At 50.2% G+C, this 21600-nt stretch carries 20 protein-coding genes; 3 read left to right on the plus strand and 17 right to left on the minus strand.

Annotation, left to right across the window (positions count from 1 at the left end; genetic code table 11):
* Window positions 1-132: 132 nt before the first annotated feature.
* The 6 genes from pnpS to Pan161_RS14325 all read right to left on the minus strand — a co-directional run bounded on the left by pnpS (window position 133) and on the right by Pan161_RS14325 (window position 7315).
* Window positions 133-1911, minus strand: coding sequence for a two-component system histidine kinase PnpS (pnpS, locus tag Pan161_RS14300; RefSeq protein ID WP_145228087.1), 1779 nt, complete (start codon window positions 1909-1911; stop codon window positions 133-135).
* A gap of 1363 nt (window positions 1912-3274) precedes the next feature.
* Window positions 3275-3910: a hypothetical protein gene (locus Pan161_RS14305; protein WP_145228089.1), complete on the minus strand. Its 636-nt coding sequence runs from the start codon at window positions 3908-3910 to the stop codon at window positions 3275-3277.
* A 154-nt stretch (window positions 3911-4064) separates the two neighbouring features.
* Window positions 4065-4520 (minus strand): hypothetical protein, encoded by a 456-nt coding sequence (locus Pan161_RS14310; RefSeq protein ID WP_145228091.1) that lies wholly within the window; start codon window positions 4518-4520, stop codon window positions 4065-4067.
* Between the two features lie 319 nt (window positions 4521-4839).
* Window positions 4840-5256 (minus strand): transposase, encoded by a 417-nt coding sequence (locus Pan161_RS14315; RefSeq protein WP_197995936.1) that lies wholly within the window; start codon window positions 5254-5256, stop codon window positions 4840-4842.
* Window positions 5253-5690, minus strand: a complete 438-nt coding sequence (locus tag Pan161_RS14320; protein WP_145226021.1) for a transposase — start codon at window positions 5688-5690, stop codon at window positions 5253-5255. Before Pan161_RS14320 ends, Pan161_RS14315 begins: the two co-directional genes overlap by 4 nt.
* A 221-nt stretch (window positions 5691-5911) precedes the next feature.
* Window positions 5912-7315: a serine hydrolase gene (locus tag Pan161_RS14325; RefSeq protein ID WP_145228093.1), complete on the minus strand. Its 1404-nt coding sequence runs from the start codon at window positions 7313-7315 to the stop codon at window positions 5912-5914.
* Between the two features lie 489 nt (window positions 7316-7804).
* On the opposite strand from Pan161_RS14325, the gene Pan161_RS14330 reads away from it, so the two are divergent.
* Together Pan161_RS14330 and Pan161_RS14335 are read left to right on the plus strand one after the other, a co-directional pair.
* Window positions 7805-8347 (plus strand): hypothetical protein, encoded by a 543-nt coding sequence (locus Pan161_RS14330; RefSeq protein WP_145228095.1) that lies wholly within the window; start codon window positions 7805-7807, stop codon window positions 8345-8347.
* Between the two features lie 235 nt (window positions 8348-8582).
* On the plus strand, window positions 8583-9635 hold the full coding sequence (locus Pan161_RS14335; RefSeq protein ID WP_197995871.1) for a sialidase family protein: 1053 nt from the start codon (window positions 8583-8585) through the stop codon (window positions 9633-9635).
* A gap of 192 nt (window positions 9636-9827) precedes the next feature.
* Here the strand turns inward: Pan161_RS14335 and Pan161_RS14340 are convergent, their stop codons facing one another.
* The 11 genes from Pan161_RS14340 to Pan161_RS14390 form a co-directional block, all read right to left on the minus strand.
* Window positions 9828-10277 carry a hypothetical protein gene (locus Pan161_RS14340; protein ID WP_145228099.1) on the minus strand — a complete coding sequence of 150 codons (450 nt, stop codon included), beginning with the start codon at window positions 10275-10277 and terminating at the stop codon, window positions 9828-9830.
* 184 nt (window positions 10278-10461) lie between these two features.
* The gene (locus tag Pan161_RS14345; RefSeq protein ID WP_145228101.1) at window positions 10462-11139 is read right to left on the minus strand and encodes a PH domain-containing protein; all 678 of its coding nucleotides are present in this window, start codon (window positions 11137-11139) and stop codon (window positions 10462-10464) included.
* A 294-nt stretch (window positions 11140-11433) separates the two neighbouring features.
* Window positions 11434-12408, minus strand: coding sequence for a zinc-dependent alcohol dehydrogenase family protein (locus Pan161_RS14350; RefSeq protein ID WP_145228103.1), 975 nt, complete (start codon window positions 12406-12408; stop codon window positions 11434-11436).
* A 75-nt stretch (window positions 12409-12483) separates the two neighbouring features.
* Window positions 12484-13311: an ExeA family protein gene (locus Pan161_RS14355; protein WP_145228105.1), complete on the minus strand. Its 828-nt coding sequence runs from the start codon at window positions 13309-13311 to the stop codon at window positions 12484-12486.
* Between the two features lie 98 nt (window positions 13312-13409).
* A complete protein-coding gene (locus Pan161_RS14360; RefSeq protein WP_145228107.1) occupies window positions 13410-13964 on the minus strand; it encodes a hypothetical protein in 555 nt (184 codons plus the stop codon).
* Between the two features lie 390 nt (window positions 13965-14354).
* Window positions 14355-15158: a 4-hydroxy-tetrahydrodipicolinate reductase gene (dapB, locus tag Pan161_RS14365; RefSeq protein WP_145228109.1), complete on the minus strand. Its 804-nt coding sequence runs from the start codon at window positions 15156-15158 to the stop codon at window positions 14355-14357.
* Window positions 15159-15290: 132 nt separating this feature from the next.
* A complete protein-coding gene (gene queG / locus Pan161_RS14370; protein ID WP_145228111.1) occupies window positions 15291-16460 on the minus strand; it encodes a tRNA epoxyqueuosine(34) reductase QueG in 1170 nt (389 codons plus the stop codon).
* A gap of 25 nt (window positions 16461-16485) precedes the next feature.
* Window positions 16486-17283, minus strand: a complete 798-nt coding sequence (locus Pan161_RS14375; RefSeq protein ID WP_145228113.1) for a phytanoyl-CoA dioxygenase family protein — start codon at window positions 17281-17283, stop codon at window positions 16486-16488.
* A gap of 183 nt (window positions 17284-17466) precedes the next feature.
* Complete coding sequence (locus Pan161_RS14380; RefSeq protein ID WP_145228115.1) at window positions 17467-18654, minus strand: phosphoglycerate kinase; 1188 nt, start codon at window positions 18652-18654, stop codon at window positions 17467-17469.
* Between the two features lie 146 nt (window positions 18655-18800).
* A complete protein-coding gene (gene frr, locus Pan161_RS14385; RefSeq protein WP_145228117.1) occupies window positions 18801-19361 on the minus strand; it encodes a ribosome recycling factor in 561 nt (186 codons plus the stop codon).
* A 245-nt stretch (window positions 19362-19606) separates the two neighbouring features.
* Entirely contained in the window at window positions 19607-20086 is a 480-nt protein-coding gene (locus tag Pan161_RS14390) for a CBS domain-containing protein (RefSeq protein ID WP_145228119.1), read from the minus strand.
* Window positions 20087-20535: 449 nt separating this feature from the next.
* Here Pan161_RS14390 and Pan161_RS14395 point away from each other — a divergent pair, with 449 nt between their 5' ends.
* Window positions 20536-21546, plus strand: a complete 1011-nt coding sequence (locus tag Pan161_RS14395; RefSeq protein ID WP_145228121.1) for an AAA family ATPase — start codon at window positions 20536-20538, stop codon at window positions 21544-21546.
* Window positions 21547-21600 lie beyond the last annotated feature (54 nt).

Raw genomic sequence — 21600 nt, forward strand, 5'->3', positions numbered from 1 at the left:
CATAACCGCAATTTGTTAAGATCATATTAAGAAACCGTGAAGTACTTAATCTTTCCAGAACATCAAAATGCCTGGCTCATTCACCTTAACTCTTATGATATATTACATTTACGGCGTTTTACATTGTGAAGACTACCCCCGAGGCAACCGCACCGAAAACGTGCTACCTTCCCCGACCTTGCTGCTCACGCCGATGGTTCCATTAAAAGACTGAACCAGATGTTTCACGATGGAGAGCCCCAGACCAGTCCCCCCCAGCTCCCGCGAACGGGCTTTATCAACACGGAAAAATCGCTCAAACAGGCGTGCCTGATATTTTTCCGCAATCCCGATTCCAGTGTCCTGCACCTGCAGCAACACCATATTTCCCTCTTCGCATTGCCAGCGAATGGTGATGCGCCCCTGGTCGGGCGTGTATTTAATCGCATTGTTAATCAGGTTCCCCAGGATTTGATGCAGACCTTCTTCGTCGGCCTTCACTTTGATCCCGGGCTCCTTTTCTTCAATTAACAGTTCGATCTGTTTTGACTCGGCCACTTTCTGCTGATCCACCAGGCAGGACTCCACAAACGGCCTCAGCTCTATGCTGATAATATCGAATACCTGGTTACCGGATTCAATACTGGCCAGACTGATCAGATCCAGAATGAGCTGATGTAACCGGTCGGCCTGCTCTTCAATTCGCAGCAAAAATGTCTTATTGATATCGGGATCATCCATCGCGCCCCGAATGAGTGTTTCTGTGTATGCCTTGATGGAACTGAGTGGCGTTTTCAATTCATGCGATACATTGGCAACGAATTCCTGCCGCAGCGACTCCAGGCGGCGTAATTCCGTCATATCAAACAGTACGATCACCAGACCCGGACAGGGTGTCCCCGGTAAGGGAGTCGTCGTGACTCCCAGAATGCGATCACTCGTGCTTTCCAGTTCGACTTCCATCCGCTGCGGTTCCAGGGTCTTCAGCACTTCCGTAACAGATTTCTGCAGTTGATGATTTCGCACCGATTCAAAGAGCGCCTTACCCTCCGCATCTTCTGGTGAGAAAAACAACAGTCTGCCTGCAGATTCATTCGCAAACAGGACATGCTGCCGTTCATTGATCGCAATCACGCCTTCGACCATCCCTTCCAGAACGGTACTCAAACGGTCGCCACTGGCCTGCAACTGACGTACACGTTCTGCCATTTCTTTACTCATATGATTAAATGACTGCGCCAGGATTCCCAACTCGTCATGCTGCGGGAAATAGAGCTTCTGATCATAATCCCCATTCGCTATGGATTCGGCGGCGTGAGTCAGAATCGTCAAGGGACGGATCATCCGCGCCACAACCCAATAAGTCAGCAACATGACAGTAAAACTGACCAGTAAGGCGATACTCCAGATCAGCTTTTCGATCGACGAAATCTCTTTCTGAATTTTCGCCATCGTAATGGCAACCCGCACGACGCCCTTGGGTTCGCCATCATGCTCATACAAAACGGCATAGTACAGCATCGGTTCGCTTAAAGTGGGGCTAGTGCGTTCGGAACTCCCGTTACCAGAAGAAATCGCCTGGATGACTTCGACGCGATTCTTGTGATTTTCCATCTCGCGAACCAGCTCTAAAGTATCCTGGTCCGACTCTGCCAGAACGGCTCCCTCCATATCAATCAGGGTCAAACGTGTTCCGGTTTCCTCTCCCAGTTTCCTGACTCTTTTCTGTAATGGTTCGGAAATACCATCCTGGAACACACCTTCCAGACTGCTCCGCATGATCACAGCAGAATCATGCAGTCGCTGTTGTACCTGCTCAACGACCTGGGTCTGTTGTCGTCCGGACACGATGAGACCAAAGACAATCGCTGACACAATATTTAAACCGGCATAGACCAGAAACAGCTTCCAGAACAGACGCGAAGACCACATCGAAACATCCACCTTGATGACTACCAGAGCAGCGAACGAGATCCCAACCGATCATGCTCAATCACGATCGGAAAAGGCAGGCTCTGAAAATGCTGTAAAATACCCGAACTCAGGCTGAATTGAATTCGCCTATTGTGAACGCGAAACCCGCCTGTTCGCAAGGGCTGCTTCACAGATTCATCAAGAGTTCAACAGATCAGAAGTTAAAATTCAAAGTTTGCCCTCCATGTTTCGTTAAATTCATCCCCTGCGCGAGGGTTCACACGAGGCATGAGAAACAACCCGCTCAGACAATCTCTTTCGTAATTATCCCGGATCCGACCAGATGTGAACTCACCAGCAGTCAGCACTGTTCACTCCTGAAGTCTCTGAATCACATCATATTGAACCATGACAGCGATCATTTTTTATACTCAACTCCATTGCCCCTGGAGACGCGACAGTAAAACGGGACACCGTCGACTCGTCTCATTTGATCACTCCTACTGAAAAAACTCCCCTTGACCCCGCCGCGCCAACAGCGATAAGCGCTGCTTTGAGTCGCGCGCGTGCCCAGTTTACAGTGCACCGAAACACGCGCCACTTGTTCGCAGTGTGCACCCGATTCAGGCCCTTTTTTTCCAGATAATCAGTTCCCACATCAGCATCAGTTCCCGATGTATGCCTGCGGGTCGCCGCACTTCGCAGCCTTTCACTCCGGCACCACCCGAATATCGCACCAGATCGGCCCCCTATCAACCCATATCGCCACCCGATTCGATTCGTCCCCCCTTGACACCCCCACGCCTCTGCATAAGATTTCCCTTCGAACAATGAAAACAAACTGATCCTGGAATCAGTTCTCTCACAAGACTCATCAATGAATAATTTATCGAAACAGTCAACCACTCTACATCGTTCCTCAGTTCGTAAGGTCACATGAAACGTTCGTGTCTTTTCGTACTTTTCGTGGTAGAAAAACAGGCCTCTGAAAAACTCACCCAACAAAGAAAACCGTCCGCGTGCCACTGTCGACTCGTCCGACAGTGATTCCAATCAAGGCTTTCCGACGTACTTCACCACAAATTATAAAGATCGGCTTCCATGCCCCGCAGATGAAAATCCCGACCCACTAAACACAGAACGCAGACGATGGTTCAGCAAAAAAGAAATGGGTGAGCCCGGATGCAATCCGGGCCGAGCGCAGCGAGCAGGAGGTCGCAGCAAGCCAACAGTGGCACGCGTCCGCGTGCTCTGATTGGGAAAACCGTCTCGACTCCAACGTCAACTCCACAGAAATATAACCACACCATCACGCCCCGGAATCAGCCTGACGTTTCCCGTTGCGGAGTTCTAGACTCCCACTTCCAGCAGCGAGAACTGCTTAATCTGCTATGAGATTTAAATGCTGCTCCACCGTTTTCTCAAGCTGGTCGCCGGGAATCTCAATTGCCAGAAATTTGTGTTCTTTGTCCAGCAGAATATAAACGGGTGTCTTGCCAGCTTTGATATCGTTTCCCCAGAGGCGGTCTGGTTCGTTTGCCCCCTGTTGGCTGTGATCAGAATCGATGAATTTCAGTTTCCACCAGTCGCGGCTGCCGTAAAATGCAGACCCGCGGCGATTCATCTCCGCCTGATATTCGGGCCAGTCTTCCCTCCAGAAACTGATGATTTTGAAATCGGGACGTGTGCCGTGTTTTTTGAAGATTCGTTCTACTCTGCGCAGATCCTGTTCGTAATGCTTGTCCTTCAGCGACCAATAGGCGAGTAGCGTAAAACTGCCTTGATTCGTTTTCAGATTGCTCACATTGCCATCGCTGGCAAAACCTTCAATGAGGGGCGCAGGTTGACCGACGTGAAACCGTTTCAGCCCCTGCTTTGTGCTGGCAGGCTTCGCTGCCACGGCGGGCTGTTGTTGGGAACCCGTTTGCGACGGCTTCTCTTCCGACTTGGAGGTTGTGGGATAAAAGAGAATGGTACAAACGAAAAAATATCCAGTGATGCTTACTTTTGAAGTCATTGACTGTTCCCCTGAAAGCGAAAAGGTGTCAGGAATCAAAGGCACTTTTTTTCTTTTCGAAACAATAAAGAGGGCTAAACCTAATTCAAAAATCCCTACCCTCTTTTTCTAAACACTTCTCTACTAAATTAGCTGCGGCTTTGTTTGTTTGGTGTTAGTCTTCCGGGGACTTTGGTATCAGTGTTTCAGCGACCGTGTGTCCTTTCAATTTTTCTTCAAGCTCTTTCGGTGATAAAGTAGAGACGCTTCCATATCTAAATAGGGTTGCATGCTTTCCTTTAGAGTTTGGTTTCGTCAAGTAAGCCAGGATTTCCGGACCTTTGAGAAGCACTGTTTCTTCCCTGAAGGTGACTGTCACTTCTCCCCCATTTTGATTTCCTGTTAAATCAATGAGGTCAATAAATAAGACCTTTAGTTCGTTTATCTGGACGAGGTCATGTGCAAACGCTGCAGCCTCACTTCTCTCTTTTTCAAATTCCCAGTAACCAAAACCAAGAACCAAAAGCAAGATCAAAAACCCGATCACTTTGTTCCGCCGACTTCGCTTTTCCCATTGTTCTAGACGTATGTCCCAAGGCTCTTTTTGTGGAAGATCGATATCATCACTCATCACTTACACCTATTTAGGGGAACAATAAAGGGGTCTGTACGAATGGCACTGCCGCTGTTTTTTTGATTTGTATTTGGACAACGATTCTTTCGTGACGCCGTCACGTTTTTAATTTTCTTATTTTTTGCCAGTTCGCTGGAAATTGTGTTTGGCAAAACGTCTCCTGGCATTATGCTGCGTTCTGGCAGGGCCGTTCTTGGGTGGTGTGTGAAGACATTTGACCAAGGAAGGTCCTATACCATTTATATCATCTTCCCGCGTGAATGCAGCATCGTTTTCTCTTTTAATACGATCAATGCTGCAAGATGCCTCGCTCCCGCTAGAGGTGGTCCGAAAACCGTTTAATAATGGTGAACAGGCAGGCCAGCTTTACAAAGCCTGTGTAAAGGTGATTGTGGTACTCCCATCGTGTCACCACTCGCCGATAATTATGTAACCAGGAGATCGTCCTCTCAACAATCCAACGTCGCTTGTAACGTCGGAGCTTGCGACCATCTTGGCTTTTCTGCTTTCGGTTTTTGATGTCCCGGTGGGGACAAATAAAATCGATATTCTGCTCAGCCAAACAGTCTCGCAATTTTTGTGAATCTCCCGCTTTATCGTAAATCAATCGCTGAGGATGTCGTTTTTTCAATGTCATTTTTGCAATCAACGGTTCGACCAGAATTGCTTCATTACGGTTGGCTGATTCCGTCTCGACTGCTAGGGGAATCCCCTGGGCGTCCACGCAAATCATAATCTTAGTTCCTTTGCCACGGCGTGTCGGTCCAACCTGTTTACCCCTTTTTTTGCCGAAGCAAATGTGCCATCGGCAAAGGTTTCTGTCAGGTCTAATATCTCCGATTCTTCCAAGGCTCTCAATAATCGTTCTAATGCTTGATCGAACAGACCTGACTCCGACCATTCCTTCAAACGGTCGTGACAGGTCGATTTTGGAGGATACCTCTCTGGTAAATCTTTCCAGCGGGCTCCTGTCCGAAGTATCCACATTATACCATTGAAACAGGCTCTGGGTTTTGCTTTGGGACGTCCACCCTGGGGCGCCGGAGGTTCCCAAGGGAATAAATCCTCAATTAAACTCCATTGTTTATCGGTTAATTCTACAGTTGGGTCCGTCCTGGATCCCGTGTCGACGAGCCGGCTTAGCTCTGTACGGGATCGTGTGGGCATGATAAAGCCTCCTTTCAGAGAGCAGAATCATGCAAATCTCAGGCCAGACTGTTCACCCTTTTCTTAGTTTTCGGATACCCTCTAGAGCGCATCACATTTAACCATAGCGTCTCTCAACCTAGTATACTCGGTCCAAATGGCCCTGGAGACGCTACAGTAAAACTGGACACAGTCTAGCTGACGGTCAAAGCGATCAGGCTCACAGCCAACGCATAGATCGCTCACTTAATTCGATAGGCCGTCTGCTTCGCGCCATTTTGATGTAGAATCAAGCTTTTTGCGGGCCCCGTTTTGCTCAGATTAAATTCCAATGTGGCGTCGACGCTACGGTAGGACCACCGCGCAGGAGAATCGGGAAAGACCTCCTGGGTCGGTTGATTGGTAATCGCAACCATCAGGTGCCCATCACGATCACTGACAGTAAAAATGAAGTTCGGCGTCAATTGATACCGACCCACCAACCGGCGACGATGTTTCGCATCAATGGCAAGGTCATTCGATTCAGAAGCTGAAGTTTTACCTGGTTCCGATTTGATTTCCTGACCGGCTGCTTTCAGTACCAGCTGCATCGCCAGTTGATCAACTTCTTTGAGTACGGCTGTATTACACAACACAATCACGGCACAGTTTAATTTACGATTGATGAAGAGTGCCGAATGTGATCCACCGGTCTGACCGTTGTGCCAGCGAGTCTGCCCATCGCCGGCAATCACCCAGCCCAGTCCCATCGCCGGCCCCGATGCGTCCGCGTCGCGCTGTTGTTTCCAGGCCAACTCAATTGCTTCGCCAGTTTTTCCCGCTGGCGGAGTTAATTGCGCCTGTGCGAAACGCAGCATGTCGCGCATCGTGGCGTGAATTCCGCCGGCACCCGGCAGGTCCGAAAACGTCCAGGGTTGTGTAGCTGAGCCGAACCTGTCATGCGGCGTGGCGAGCCGCGCCGTTTGATCCTGGCTTAGTGAAACGCTGCAGTCGGTCATTTGCAGTGGCTTGGCAATTCGCTTCCGCAGCAACTGTTGATAGGACAGGCCAGCCTGCTGCGCGACCAGATATCCAAGCACCGACGCGCCAAGATTGGAGTATTCCTGCGAGGCACCAGGCGAGCGAGGCAGTGGGTATTGATTCAGAAACGCCGCTGCCTTTTTTGAATCGTAATCACGATACGGATTCGTCAAATCGGTTGGCTGTAGATTACCGGGGAGCCGTGGCAGCCCTGCCCGGTGGGTACTCAGATCAATCCACTTGATCGACCGCCCGTCACGCGACGGCAACCGAATCCCAGTCGGATTGGTTACGTCCACTGCCGCATTCAAATCAATTTCACCCCGTACGACCGCGTCGGCCAGCATTAAGCCTGTGAAGACCTTGCTGATTGATCCTAACTCATAAACAGTCAGGTCATCAGCTTTTTTGCCGGCGCGGCTCGCGCTTCCCAGGTGCACCATTCCGGAGTGCTTGCCTTCGATGTAACCGATCGAAAGCCCGTCGACAACTCGCTTTTCAATCAACGGCTCAGCCGCTTGCGTAACCCATTCATCTGTCAGATTCTGCGACAACGCAGTCGGCAGTGCTACCCAAAGATTTACAACCAGTAACAGCAGGATTAAGGTACAGCGCTGAGCGTTCATCTTCGTATCCCCGCAAAAGTAAAATGATCCTCACCCATCCTTGCTGTGAGGGCGTAAACACCTGCCTGACAGAGAAGCCATGCTCATCAAACCAGTTCCCGCACAGAGACTACCTTCGTCAGGTAAGGAAAACCGCTTTCCAATAGTATTAGTAACTTGAGCGTGCGGTTTCTTACAAATAAATTCCGAAAAAAACGTCCGGACGGAAAAACCGGCCTGCCTGGTCCAATGTCGCTCGTACCCGAGATACCAGGAACCGCTTTCTAATTCGACCAAACCGCCATCGATAGGTTCCTATCCCCTTTTCTCTGTCCCTGGAAGTGATTTGTTTGAGCAGCAGAAATCAAATAACTACTTTCGACAAAAGAAATCATCTGTTAAACTGGCCTTTGCAGGCACTCTCGAATGGAGTCTGACGAATGGTTCTTCAGCCATTCTGTCAGCGTAATTTTTCATTTGACCCTGATCACAGTCGAGAGGAGTTGAATCATGATTACTGAGACAAGTAGCCTGCTGGCGATCTTTGGGTTAGCCGTCACTTTATCTGCTTATCTTTCTGCCATTAGACTGATCGCAATTCAAAAAATTCAAGATTTGTCCGGGAATGATCAAAAGACAGAAGATAAAAAATGGGATCTAAGGAAGAAGTTGGGGTGGTTGACTCTGGCTGATGTTCCCATGGTGCTTTCTGCCTTTTTGCTTGGTCTGTTTCTTCTGTGGGATTACCTGTTATTAGATTTATATGAAGGTAAATGGTGTAAGTGGCGGGATCAAATTACATCTAAAGACCTTCAAGAGTGGTTATCGTTTCTCGGATTGTGGTTCTTCCTGATCGCCGGAACGGTGATGGTGATTTTGCACATGGTGGCCTGGTGGAATACAGCAAAGAGCCTGCTCAAAGGTAAAAAAATAATCGAATCGGAACCAGCGAAAGAGTCACAAACCCAATCAGCTTCCGCAGCGATCATTGAAGCAAATACCTCAACAGAAACACCGGCAACTGAGATTAAACCTCCGCCTGAAAAGCCTTAAAGTGAGCCGAGTGCCAGGAGAGATTAAAGGGGGCAGCGACTGTCTTGGATGTTGTCAAGAAGTGTAAAGGAATTGGTTCCATGTCTGATTGTTTTTCATCTTGGAGTTCAGGATCGTGAGAAACTTTACCATGCAGATTATCGATCAAGGAATTGTCTATCCGTCTCATATTGGAACTGACCGACAAAGTTGCGCATTCCCCGGCGTATGCGTTTCCACGACAGGACGCTGGTTGGTGAGTTTTCGGGCTGCGCCTGAAAAAAGTGGCCTGTCAGGCCAACACCCGCTGCTTTGCTGGTCTGATGATAGAGGGGCCAGCTGGTCAGAGCCGATAAGGCCTTTTGAACCACCTCAGTTTGACAAACTGACTCCAGGCAGTTTTCGCGCTGCCTATCTTACGGCCTTGAATGATGGCACACTCATCGCAGCACTCTGCTGGGTCGATGCTCGTGATCCCTCACGAGCATTTTTCAATGAAGAGACGGAGGGGTTACTCGATACTCGAATTTGTCTGAGTCGATCAAAAGATGATGGCCTGACCTGGTCGTCGCCGACCTTTGTCAGTAGTGAGTTCGACCATCTTCCTACGCCGTTGACAGGACCGATTCTTCAATTCCGTGATGCAGAGGACCGCAGCCTGCTGGCGATTCAACTTGAACTCAATAAGCCCTATTTCGACAAGACACCCTGGCATCATCGTTCGATCCTGCTGCTTTCTGACAATGATGGTCACACCTGGTCAAATCACATTGTCACCAGTGATGACCCGGCATTGAGGATATTTTACTGGGATCAACGCCCCGCACTGGTCGGCGAAAATGACCTGTTAGATTTATTCTGGACGTTTGATCGAGAGACTGGCGAATATCTCAATATACACGCACGAAAGACTGAAACCAGTTATGACGATTGGTCGACGTTTTGGGATACTGACGTTCCTGGTCAGCCGGCAGCACCAGTGCGTTTATCAGATGGTCAGCTTGTGATGGTTTATGTAGATCGCACAGAAACCCCCACTATCAAGCTTCGCACCAGCAAAGATGGCGGACATCATTGGCCAGTTGAGAGTGAAATAATACTCTATTCGCAGGGAGCATCCCATAATTTGATGCGACCAGGCGACATGCTTGCTGCCTGGGAGGAGATGTCCAATTTCGCTGTTGGTTTGCCTGCGACAGCGTTGTTGCCTGACAATGAACTTCTGGTTATCTTTTATGCCGGTCAATCGACAAATGAAACCAGCATTCACTGGCAGTGCATTCGCGCTTCAACATCAAAAGTGATGTGACCGGAAACAGAACGCATAATCGCATTACTGGGTCAGGACTTTTTTTATTGAACCCTCTCCCCTTTATGCTTTCCATGATCAATGTCAATTTATGGTTCCTGACACCTTTTTCTGTCCGTCGCGAACGACTCTCCATTGGCAAAACACGCTGTCGGCGGCTCCGTGTTCATAGCTTGGTTATCTGCGTTTTTGTTAATATGCCTCTGTGAATTCCAGCCCTTTGAGTTTTTGCGGCTTGAGCACGGATACAAGTTCATTCGACCCACAAAACCAAAACTGGCGACCGCGTGTGTTCTCTTGATTTACGTCCGGTACATTTAATGCAAGTGGATCTGGATTAACCACAAACGACTCCAATACGGGGAAAAAACATGTTTCGCGGAATCGACCACACGTAGCGCATTTTCTGTGGAACTCCATCCCAACGTTGTCGCTTACAATCGCCGCAAAGGCATTAGGCAGCATGATGAAGTAGTTGTCTGACGCTGGAATTGAAACGAACGAAATATTGGAAACATTGTGTGAGGCGAGTGAGTCGCGGAAGCGTTTCGAAACAGCTACGAAACCATCGTCACTGGTTAGGAAGTCAGATTTACTATAAATGCTAACATCCGCATCGATTCCACGTTCGATCGCCGCCAATTCATCCACCTTGCGACATTTGGTGCATTGCAAATCAGCGTATTTTGTCCGAAGTGAGACCCCGAATGCGGTCTCGCAGTGAAGAATCCAATTGTTCCTTCTTTGATCCTTGGGAGTTAGCCAATAATACTTCACTGAATCCAGCCCTTCTGATCGATAAAAGGTTCCTGACACCTTTTTCTATTTACTGATATTCGCGAATGATGTCGATCACCCGCTGTGGTGACTTCAGTCCGCGAACGTCGATCTCCATGTCATCCTGGCCGGAGCTGGAGATTGCCAGGTGTCCGACGCCAGCCAGACGATCGAAGAAACTCTGATTCACCTGCATGTTGCGGACGTCATCGTGCTGCACTTCGCTCGTTTGTCTGGAAAAGATACCCTGAGTGTAGAGTGTTCGTTTTGAAGTCACGGTCACGGATCGGAACCGGGTCTGAAGCCACCAATACGACAGAATTAAAGCACCAGCTACGGCGAGAGTCAATCCGGAATACAACAGGATCAACTCGTCCCGCCACATCACCGCCCCGACAATACCCCCAATGACAACCAGCAGACACCCAAGAAACGAGAACGGATGATTGCCGAATATCGCCGGGTGCACGGTGCAAAGTTCCTGCTCAGTCTGAGACACCGTGGTATCCTGATGATGCGCCCGCGCCGCGACCACCTTTGGATCGTCGTCCCGAAGCAGGTGACCGGCCGGGGCATCAATCTTGAAGACCTGACCACAATTGTCCTTCGCACACGTGACGAGCTCGCCAATCGCAGCGGGATCGACTGTATTGGTCGCTCCGCAGTGAGGGCATTCATAGGCGAGAGTTCGACTCGCATTGCTGGTATGTGTTTCGGAATCAGTCATCGGTAAATCCCCTGCAGTTTCAGTGAACGGGTCCGCCCATGCGGCCTCGTGGAGTATCACTGCAACATGATGCGAATATCGTTCCACCTGAGCGGGATTCGTTGGGCAATGGCTGATTGCTCCATAGGTGCAGATGTTTGCTGGCAGGATCGGTCGGCTGGCGATCACTGTGGCGGTTCAGCTGTCAGTGATATCCGGTTAGAAAGCCTGCAGACATGAATCGGAGACTGACGAGGACGGAAACGGTGGACGGAACGAATGGTACCTTTTTATCTTTGCCCCTTTTTAAGGGTCTTACGATATAAGCCGACTGTCGACTGCAATTGCGATCTTTCCTTGAACACCGTTATTGAGACTCTCCAGCCGGGCATGGGCGAGCGGAATATCGGCAAGCGAATAGACTGCGCCCACGTGTGGCTGCAGTTGACCGCGCTCTAGCAATGCGCTCAACTCATCAAGTTTGCCACGGTTTTGTCTTGTGAAAACGAAGTGATAACTCGCATTCTTGCCCCAGGCCTGAATGACGTTTTGTGGCTGTGCAATGTCCACGATCGTGACAACGCGGCCAAGTTGCGCGAGCGTGTCGGGGCTGCGCGACAATGTGTTGCCGCCGATGGTGTCGAACACCACATCGACTCCGCGACCACTCGTTTCCCGCATAATGGCGTCGACATAATCCTCCTGTTTGTAGTCGATGAGCACATCGGCCCCTAAACTTCGTGCGAACTCAAAGTTTACTTCGCGCACAGTCGTAAACACCCTCGCTCCCATGGCTTTTGCAAGCTGGATCGCCACATGACCAACTCCTCCCGCGCCGCCGTGTACCAGAATGCTTTCCCCCACTCGTAGCGCCGCACGTACGACCAGTGCTTCCCACGCAGTCCCACCAACCAAAGTCAGGCTTGCCGCCTCAAGATGGCTCAATGAAGCAGGCTTCTTTCCGATAATGCTTTCGGCAGCAATGTGGTACTCGGCATAACTCCCTGGCCCGTCAAATATTTGCGGGGTGTACCAGACTTCGTCTCCTGGAGAGAAGGTGGTCACACCCAGCCCGACTTCTTCGACAACGCCAGATACGTCGTGTCCGGTAATGGCAGGCAGTTGCACCAAGTCGGGATAATCGCCACGTCGGACCTGGAAATCCAACGGATTGATGGAGGTTGCATGTACCCGGACCAGGACTTGGCCTGAGTGCGGCACGGGCCTGGGTACGTCACAAAGTTCGAACGATTCCGGTCCGCCAAATGATTTAAGTACCATCGCTTTCATTGCAATCCTCATTTTCAAGCTCTGACACTCGGTCCAAATCGGACTGGAGCCGTTACAGTAAAAACGGGACACAGCCTAATCCGGGATCGACGTCACCAGTTCTTCGGCGACGGCTTCCAGCACGTCGGGCGTAATCAGGGACAGTTCATCGGCGTAACCAACCAGCAGACCCAGATCGCAGAGTCGATTAATCTTCCGTGGGTTTCCCTGTGTCAGCTCAAACAGTGTCTGAAATGCTTCTGCTGCAAAAACCGGTTCAGAGCGACCAGCCACTTCCAGGCGATGTTCGACGTAGCTCTGGGTTTCTTCTGCCGAAAACGATTTCAACAGGCAACGCACGGCAATCCGGTTATCCAGTTGAGACGAGCGTTGCAGATGGCTGAGCAGTAACTGGTCGCCCACCAGCAGCAGCGTGAAGTCGATGTCAGAAGTCTGCTGAAAGTTGAGCAGCTGATGCAGTGTTTCGAAGATCCGCTGATCGACAATCAGATGCGCTTCGTCAATGACAATCACCGGCTTGTAACCCTGCTCACACAATAACTGCAACTGACGATGCAGGGCCCGGACAATCCGGTCTTTGCCAGGAACCAGGGGTTCAATGCCGGCTTCTTCTGCTCCCAGTTCGACTGCCAGATATGAAATCAATTCAATGGGTGACAACTGCGGAAAGACGAGATGCACGAACGGCTGATAAATTTCAGCCAGCTGACTTTTCAGCACGTGACAGAGATACGACTTGCCCATGCCAGACCCGCCGACCAGCAGACCGGCACCTTTGCAGTTTTCAACCAGATATTCGAGCTTTAACAAGCCAGCCTGATGCGGATTGCTGTCGTAAAAAAAAGAAGCATCCATCTTTTCTTCAAAGGGACCACTTTTCAGATTCCAGTAGCTCTGATACATAAACTCTGTTTCCCGCGTATGTTTCAGTGTCGGATGTTTGTACTGACACTCAATTGATTGATATTAGGACGTCGATAATCCATTTCGTTTATCGAAGATTACTCCAGCGATTCGATTTCCCCTGTCAGCCAGACCGCTTCATTTTCCTGTACAACGGATTGAATGCCTGCTGATCTTCGGGGTGTTACATAGATGGGATGATCTCCAGCAACCTGCTGAATATGCCCATTGGTATTTTCCGATGTCTGTCCCACTGCATGCAAGACCGCAGCCTGATCAGCGCCTGCTGATGGTGCCCGATCGACTGAGACCGTTTGAATCAGCGAATCCTGCTGAACAGGATTCTTCGCGTCTGGTTCTGCAAATGCAGGGCCTTGCAAAGGCAATTCCGCATCGAGGCCAAACTCCATGGAAAGCTCATCACTGGTACCCAGCACGGGAGAGAGCAATTCAGGTCGCTGATCTTCTTCCGATCCTTCCAGCGAGCCAAAAAATGACAATAACGCCATCATCGAAAAGAGACTCGCCAGCAAACCGGCAAAAACCTTCGTGGTCTGATTCCAGCGGAACAGAAAACGGGGCTCTGACGCAGTACTGCTTTTCGAGAATAATTGCAGAAAACGTTTATAATTGAGAGACTTAAGCCAACTCATCACTCGTTCCTTCGAGAGCTGAATAACCTGGTAACTGCAGATAAGAACTCAATCCCTGAGCCTCAGAGAGTCGGCGATTCAATCACCAGTTCCCTATCTATCTGCTCTAAAGAGACGCAGTCAGCGCTCTTTTTGTATCGGTTGCAGAGTATAGGACTCTTGACCATTTCACAGACTTGGTAAAACAGGGAGACCTGTCAATATAAGTGACTATTACGCACACCTTATACCAAGGCGGCTCTGCCGAATGCGACTCTGCCTACATGCCCTGAAGACGCTAGAGCGCATCACATTTAACTATAGCGTCTCCCAATCTATTATGCTCGGTCCAAATGGCCCTGGAGACGCTACAGTAAAACTGGACACAGTCTAGGGGAAGCTAAGCACAGGCTAATTCAGACCGAGCACATCCGCCATTGTGTACAGACCGGGCTTCTGAGCTGCCAGGTATTTCGCCGCGGTCAAGGCGCCATAAACATAGCTGTCACGGGTATGCCCGCGCACGGTCAGGTCGATCGTTTCCCCCATCATGCCGAACACGATGGTATGCTCACCCACATTATCTCCAGTGCGCAAAGCATGGTATCCAATCTCGCAAACAGGTCGTGGCCCCGGGCGTCCTGCTCGACCATGAACGTGTTCCGTCTGGCCCATTTCATCAGCGACGATTTCACCGAAATGTAAAGCGGTTCCGCTGGGGGCATCTTCTTTAAACCGGTGATGACGTTCGATGATTTCCACATCAACGCCCCCCGGCGAATTTTTCAGCGAATGAGCGGCTTCGCGAACCAGTTTCATCATCAGGTTCACCGCCAGACTCATGTTAGGTGCCAGAATCAGAGGCGTGGTCTGTGAAGCCGTCAAAACTTCATTCCGCTGCTCGGGAGTCAGACCTGTCGTCGCAGCGACCAGACCAATCTGCCGTTCGGCACAGATCCCGGCAATTTTGATCAGACCGGCTGGCAGGGAGAAGTCGATGATCACATCCACACGGTCCGTCAGTTCCGATTGGATCTTGACCCCGATCGGACCGATGCCTGCGACTTCCCCAGCGTCTTTCCCCAGAGCCGGTGAATTCTCTGATTCTAATGCGGCTCCCAGCTTTAAGTCAGGGTCCTGACAGATCAGAACTGCCACACGCTGCCCCATTCGACCAGCGGCTCCATTCACGCCGATGAGTAGTTGATCGCCCATCTTTGACTCCCGTTATCTATTATATATAAGGTATCTGTTTGTGTTTTTAATCACGGCAACTGTAGATGATCGTAATATACGTCATCCATTTTTTCCATTAGAGCCTGATACTTTCCCCAGCCATTTTCCAGTTTATTTACTTCGAGTTTCCATTTCCGTAATCGCCTGTTGCAGTTCCTGCCTGACACTCGGCTCCAGTTCAACAGACAACTGTTCTTCCAGAAAGGTTTGAATCTCCGCATTTCCCAGCCTTCCCAGTGCCCAGGCCGCTGCGCCCCGAATTAACGGCTCTGCATCACTGAGCACCTTTTTCAACACAGGCACGGCACTCACATCACCGCGGTTGCCCAGCACAATCGCCGCATTCCGCAATAAACCCGCTCTGCCTGAGCGAGACATCGGGGTACTGCGAAATCGATCCTGATATTCTGTTTCATCCAGCGTCAATAATTCACAGGCATCCAGGGGTGCATACGTTTCCACAGGCTGAAACGCGATTTCGCGGCTCAGAGGAGTTTTGCGATTCCACGGGCAGACATCCTGACAGACGTCACATCCAAAAGCCCAATCCTCTAAACCGGGGCGTAACTCCTGCGGGATTGGCTGGTCGCGTAATTCAATGGTCAGATAAGAAATGCACTTTCGCGCATCGAGAACGCCCCCTTCCACAAAGGCATCGGTCGGACAGGCATCCAGACAACGCGTGCAGGTACCGCAATGCGAAGCATGATGCGGTTCATCATAATCCAGCTCGTCACTCAACAGCAGCCCGGCCAGAAAAAACCAGCTTCCCTCAGACTTATTGAGCAGCAGCGTATTTTTCCCGATCCAGCCCAGGCCGGCCAACTGTGCGAAATCCCGTTCCAGTAAGGGAGCCGTATCCACAACGCCCCGCGTTTCACAATCCGGAAACGCCTCCCGAATCCGCCGAGAGAGCTGCTTCAGTTTTTTTCGAATCACTTTATGGTAATCGGTAGTTCCCCAGGCATAGCGCGAGACCCTGGCTTCCGTACCGGTGACCGGCGGCGGTTCCTCTGTGCGGTAATTCAATGTCAGCATCAGCACGCTGCGCACGGAACTCATCACATGTTCGGGATGCTGGTACGCGTCTTTGCGGCGTTCGAGATAACTCATCTCACCCGCGTAGCCTTGATTCAGCCATTCCAGAAAGTGGTGATAGCCTGCCGGAGTGATCGCGGGCGCCAGGCCGGCCAGGTCGAAGCCACAATCGTATGCCATCTGCTTGATCAAAGCAGATTTTCGACTTTGATCAGCGGCTGAGGAATCTGTTGCTTCTCCCATAGTTTTCTCAAAAGTCGATTCATTTTCAGAGCGAGGGATGGGCCTGCATCTGTTCCCATTGAGCGTGCCCTACGCGCAGTACATCAGCGTCCTCACGTTTTGCCAGAGGCGTATACCGGGGATGACGCGATTCTTTATAGGGGTTGTTGTGACGCGTATTGTAACAGCAGATGAAACCCCACCGCGGATGCTCGCTCTTATTCTGATCAGAACGATGCAGCAGATTGGAATGAAAAAAGATGGCAGACCCCGGCTCCAGTGTGCAGTAGAAGAGTTCCAGCCGTTTGCATGCTGCTTCGACCCGCTCGGGATCGGCGCCGGTCTGATCGCCGACTTTTCCATGGTCGATGCGGCCCAGCAGATGACTGCCTTTGAGCACTTGCAGACAGCCGTTTTCCACCGTCGCACGATCGACGGCGATCATACAACTGCCCATATCAGGAGACAGACAGCCATTGTTGTACCAGTAGCCGTAATCCTGATGCCAGGCCCAGGCGCCGCCGACTTTCGCTTCTTTCTGAATCATCTTGTGATGATAGTGATAAACTTCGTCGCCCAGCAATGCTTCCATGCGATCTACGACACGGTGGCTGGAGGCGATCGCACCATAAATATCATCGCCGACTTCGTTCTCGACATTCAGTTTGACCGCGCCCCCTTCTCCATCAGCGCGACTGAAGGTCACCTGCTGCATGGCCAGGTCGGCGCGACCAATCTGACCTAACAGAGTCACTTCTTCCTGACTGAATAGAGCATCCACAATCAGAAATCCATCCTGCTGAAACGCAGTCAACTGTTCTGCAGAGATTAAATCTGTGTTCATAATTCACATCCCACCACTCTATAAGAAGCTGAAACCAGGACTCGAACAAACAGGCTACCCGTCAATCACAGTTGCCAGTTTAACGGAATTTCACAGAAGTATCGAGGATTTGCTGCTCCCAAAACAAAAACACAGCCCACCGAAAGATGGACTGTGCTTTGATTTTCTTGAATCTAGACCGAATCAGGCTTCGTCCAGTAGATTGACAGCAGCGAATTCCTGACCTTCCAGCATCGCCAGGCTGGCACCACCGCCGGTGCTGACATGCGAAACCTGGTCGGCAAATCCCAGCTGTTGAACTGCGGCGGCACTGTCTCCCCCGCCAATGATACTGGTCGAATCACTGTCCGCAATCGCCTGGGCAACCGCTTTGGTTCCCGCGTCAAACGGAGTCATTTCGAACACGCCCATGGGGCCGTTCCAGACAACCGTTTTCGCCGACTTGACTGTTTCCGAGTAGATTTTGGCGGTCTCAGGTCCGATATCCAGGCCTTCAAATCCATCGGGGATTTCGCCTGCTTTGACAACCTGCTTGTTACAGTTGCTGTTGAAGTCATCCCCACAGTGCGTGTCGACGGGCAGCATCAGTTTATCGCCCCCCTTGGCAATTAACTCTTTCGCGAGGTCGACCTTATCTTTCTCAACCAGGCTGTCCCCAATTTTTCCGCCTTGAGCCAGTGCGAACGTGTAAGCCATCGCACCACCGATGAGAACTTTATCGCAAATTCCCAGCAGGTTATCGATGACTTTAATTTTGTCTGAGACTTTTGCTCCCCCCAGAATCGCGACGAAGGGACGTTCGGGATTGGCAATCACATCGGTCAGATATTGAATTTCCTTGGCGACCAGGAAGCCGACGACCTTGGGTTTGCCGGACATTGCTTCGGGTACAGCCACCATGGAAGCGTCTGTGCGGTGGCAGGTTCCAAAGGCATCGTTACAGTAAATATCAGCGAAAGCAGCCAGTTCGCCTGCAAACGCAGCATCTCCTTTTTTCTCCCCGGCATTGAATCGCAGGTTTTCCAGAATCAACACCTGACCATCCTCTAGAGCAGCCACTTTGGCTTTCGCATCTTCGCCGACGGTATCGGTCGCGAAGGCAACTTCCTGCCCCAGCAGTTCACCCAGACAGGTTGCTGTGGGTTTCAGGCTGTATTTGGAATCGCTGGCTTCTCCCGTAGGACGTCCGAGATGGCTCATCAGAATCAAGCGGCCGCCACGGTCAATGACCGACTTGATGGAAGGCAACGCCATCCGCACCCGACGATCATCGGTAATCTTGAGTTCATCATTCAATGGTACATTGAAATCCACACGCATTAATACGGTTTTGCCTGCAACGTCTACGTTTTCGATTGTCTTCTTTGCCATGGAAACTTGAACCAGTCTCTTATTTTACAAAATTTGAATAGTTGGGTACTGAGAATGAATGCCTCAAATTGACTCAAGGCTTTCCTGAATGAAAAAATTTTACACCGGTGAAAACAGAACGGTGAGAAATCAGTATGCTGTGAAGACTACTCGTCCATCACATCTTTCTCTTTCGCATCCGCCATACTGTTGACTTTACCTTCGAACTTTTTGGTCAGTTCCTGAACCTGGTCTTTGGTATCGTCACGTTCGTCTTCGCCCATCACTTTGTCTTTTTCTGACTGATCGGCATGTTTGTTCGCATCACGGCGAATATTTCTGATTGAAATCCGGGCTTCTTCCGCCAGTTCTTTGACCCGTGATACCATCTGCCGACGTCGTTCTGTAGATAGCGGCGGAATATTCAACCGCACCACACGCCCGTCGGTATTGGGAGCCAGGCCCATATCACTGGCGGTGATTGCTTTGGCAATTTCGCCGACCATTCCGGCATCGAACGGGCGGATCAGAATCTGCTGTGGTTCCGGCACGCTGACATTGGCCATCTGTTTTAAGGGGGTCGGAGATCCGTAATAGTCAACCCGGACTGAATCGACCAGACCGGGGGTTGCACGCCCTGTTCGAATGCCCTGCAATTGCCCCTGGAACACGTGAACCGCTTTGTCCATTCTCTCTTCCGCGTCGAGTAAAATTTCTGTCTGGTCCATGTTGCAAGTCCTTCGAATAGATAGCTTTAGCTGAGTAGAATCGTCAAATAATGGTTGGCACGCCGATTCGAGTCATAGCTCAGGCAACTGGCCTGTTCTACACCTGGAAAGGGAAGTGGCCTGATTTTAGTTGACCGGCTGATAAAATCAAACCGACAGACACGAGAAAAACCAGCTGAATCAGGTCCAGCTGGTTTTTCTCAGTAATTTGCTTTAAGTCTTTCCATGTCACTTCTGTTAAGTGCTCAGGATATCGGAGATTCTTCCCGGTTCATAATTCCGCTTAGATACAGCAGGTTTTTCTCTTGAGGAATGTTCGTACGAAACTGCAGGCTCTTATTACCGGCTTGCAGCAGATCACGACGGCTGATCTGTCCCAGCAGAGTCCGATCCTCACTCACCACAGGCAGCCTGCGGGTTGGAGTGCTGAGAAAGATCTGGGCGATTGTCAGCATATCCGTATCTTCCGATATACAACGCGCCTGGGTATCCATGAATGGAAAGATCTGTGATGAGGGAAGTTGCTCATAGCTGGCTTTTATCAGCACATCCATGCAACACTTTTCAGAAAACACCCCCAGAATTCGATAATCCGCATCCAGTACGGGCGCTCCTGAAATTCGGTGATTCAACAGCATCCCTATAGCATCAAGAACATCCATTTCCGGAGTTAATGTAATTAACTTCGTGACCATAATGTCCTTAGCGAGAATTGGTTTATCCATCGCTCCTCCCCCCTTCTAAATTGGCGTTTAGAAACACAAGATAAATGAGTCACACTTCGAAAGAAATGATTTCAAAACTGCTGAGGACGTGCATACTCACTTCAGATATGTCATGACGCGATTGCGTCTTAGTATTCATGTGTGGGAAACCTGTTTATTCTATCAACCGGAAAAGGGTTTCTCAAAAACATTTCCACTGAACACCTACTGGTTCACTAAACTTAAGCAGCGATATCCCCTTTTGAATCAAGCACTTAAAGAATTCGTCAAAATAAATTCTTCCTGACAGGACATCAAATTTGGTACTCATCTTTGAAGAGAGGGAAGACCAGACTTATCAGAAGCGATGTGAGACGCCTATAATCAGGACTATGTATTATTGAAGTGGTTTAAACTTCTAAATCAGCGTCACATACAAGACTAACTGTCTAAAAATAGAAATTGATCAAATGTCGCGCAGAGTGGAAATTGACGGGGTAGGGTTGCACCTGGGACGTGCTGACCAGACAACCAGTGACTGGATTGGCCAACACGAAGCGTTAAAGCAACTCCTGGCCTGCTGGCTGGTGATTGACGAAAAAGACATGCCACTGACGCCGCGCCTGGTGGGTACTCCGGGTATTGGCAAAACTTCACTCGCGATCGCAGGCGCGCGCACACGGGATCAGGAACTTTACATTTACCAATGCACGGCAGACACCCGACCAGAAGACCTGCTGGTCACACCCGTACTGGCTGAGAGCGGCAAGATTGCCTACCATGCATCCCCCCTGGTGACTGCGATGATTCGCGGAGCGATCTGTGTTCTGGATGAAGGCAATCGCATGAATGAAAAGTCATGGGCCAGCCTGGCTCCCCTGCTGGATCACCGCCGCTACGTAGAATCCATCGTGGCCGGCGTGACGATTCCCGCGCACCCGGAATTCCGCTGTGCTGTCACGATGAATGAAGATGAATCCACTTTCGAAATTCCTGATTATATTCTGAGCCGCCTACAGCCCAGCATTACCCTGGAACATCCCAACCGGGAAGATGAAAAAATGATCCTGCATTATCATCTCCCTTTTGCAAACGAACACATGCTCGACCTGACGGTTGACTTTCTGCAGCAATCCCACAGCCTGAAACTGGACTTCTCAACCCGTGATGGCATTAACGTCCTCCGGCTGGCTTTAAAACGTGCAGCCCAGGATAAAGACCATCCCCTCAGTAAAGATGTCATCTGGCTGGAATCACTCAAAGCCTGCCTGGGTGAAGATGCCCTCGATCTCGAATCGCTGTCTGAAAAACGCACGCAGAACCTGGGCGGAAATATGATGCCGATGGGTCTGGGCGATTTCTTTTTTGCTCCGGATAACCCGTTACATCCGGATCGAGATGATGATGACGATGATGATGACGATGATGATTTCGATGACCTGGATTACGATGACGACGATGAGGACCAGGATCAGTATTAGAGCGAGCACATTTGACCATAGCGCCTCTCAATCTATTATACTCGGTCAAATAGA

This window comes from Gimesia algae, from assembly GCF_007746795.1.
In the GTDB taxonomy this organism is placed as follows: Bacteria; Planctomycetota; Planctomycetia; order Planctomycetales; family Planctomycetaceae; genus Gimesia; species Gimesia algae.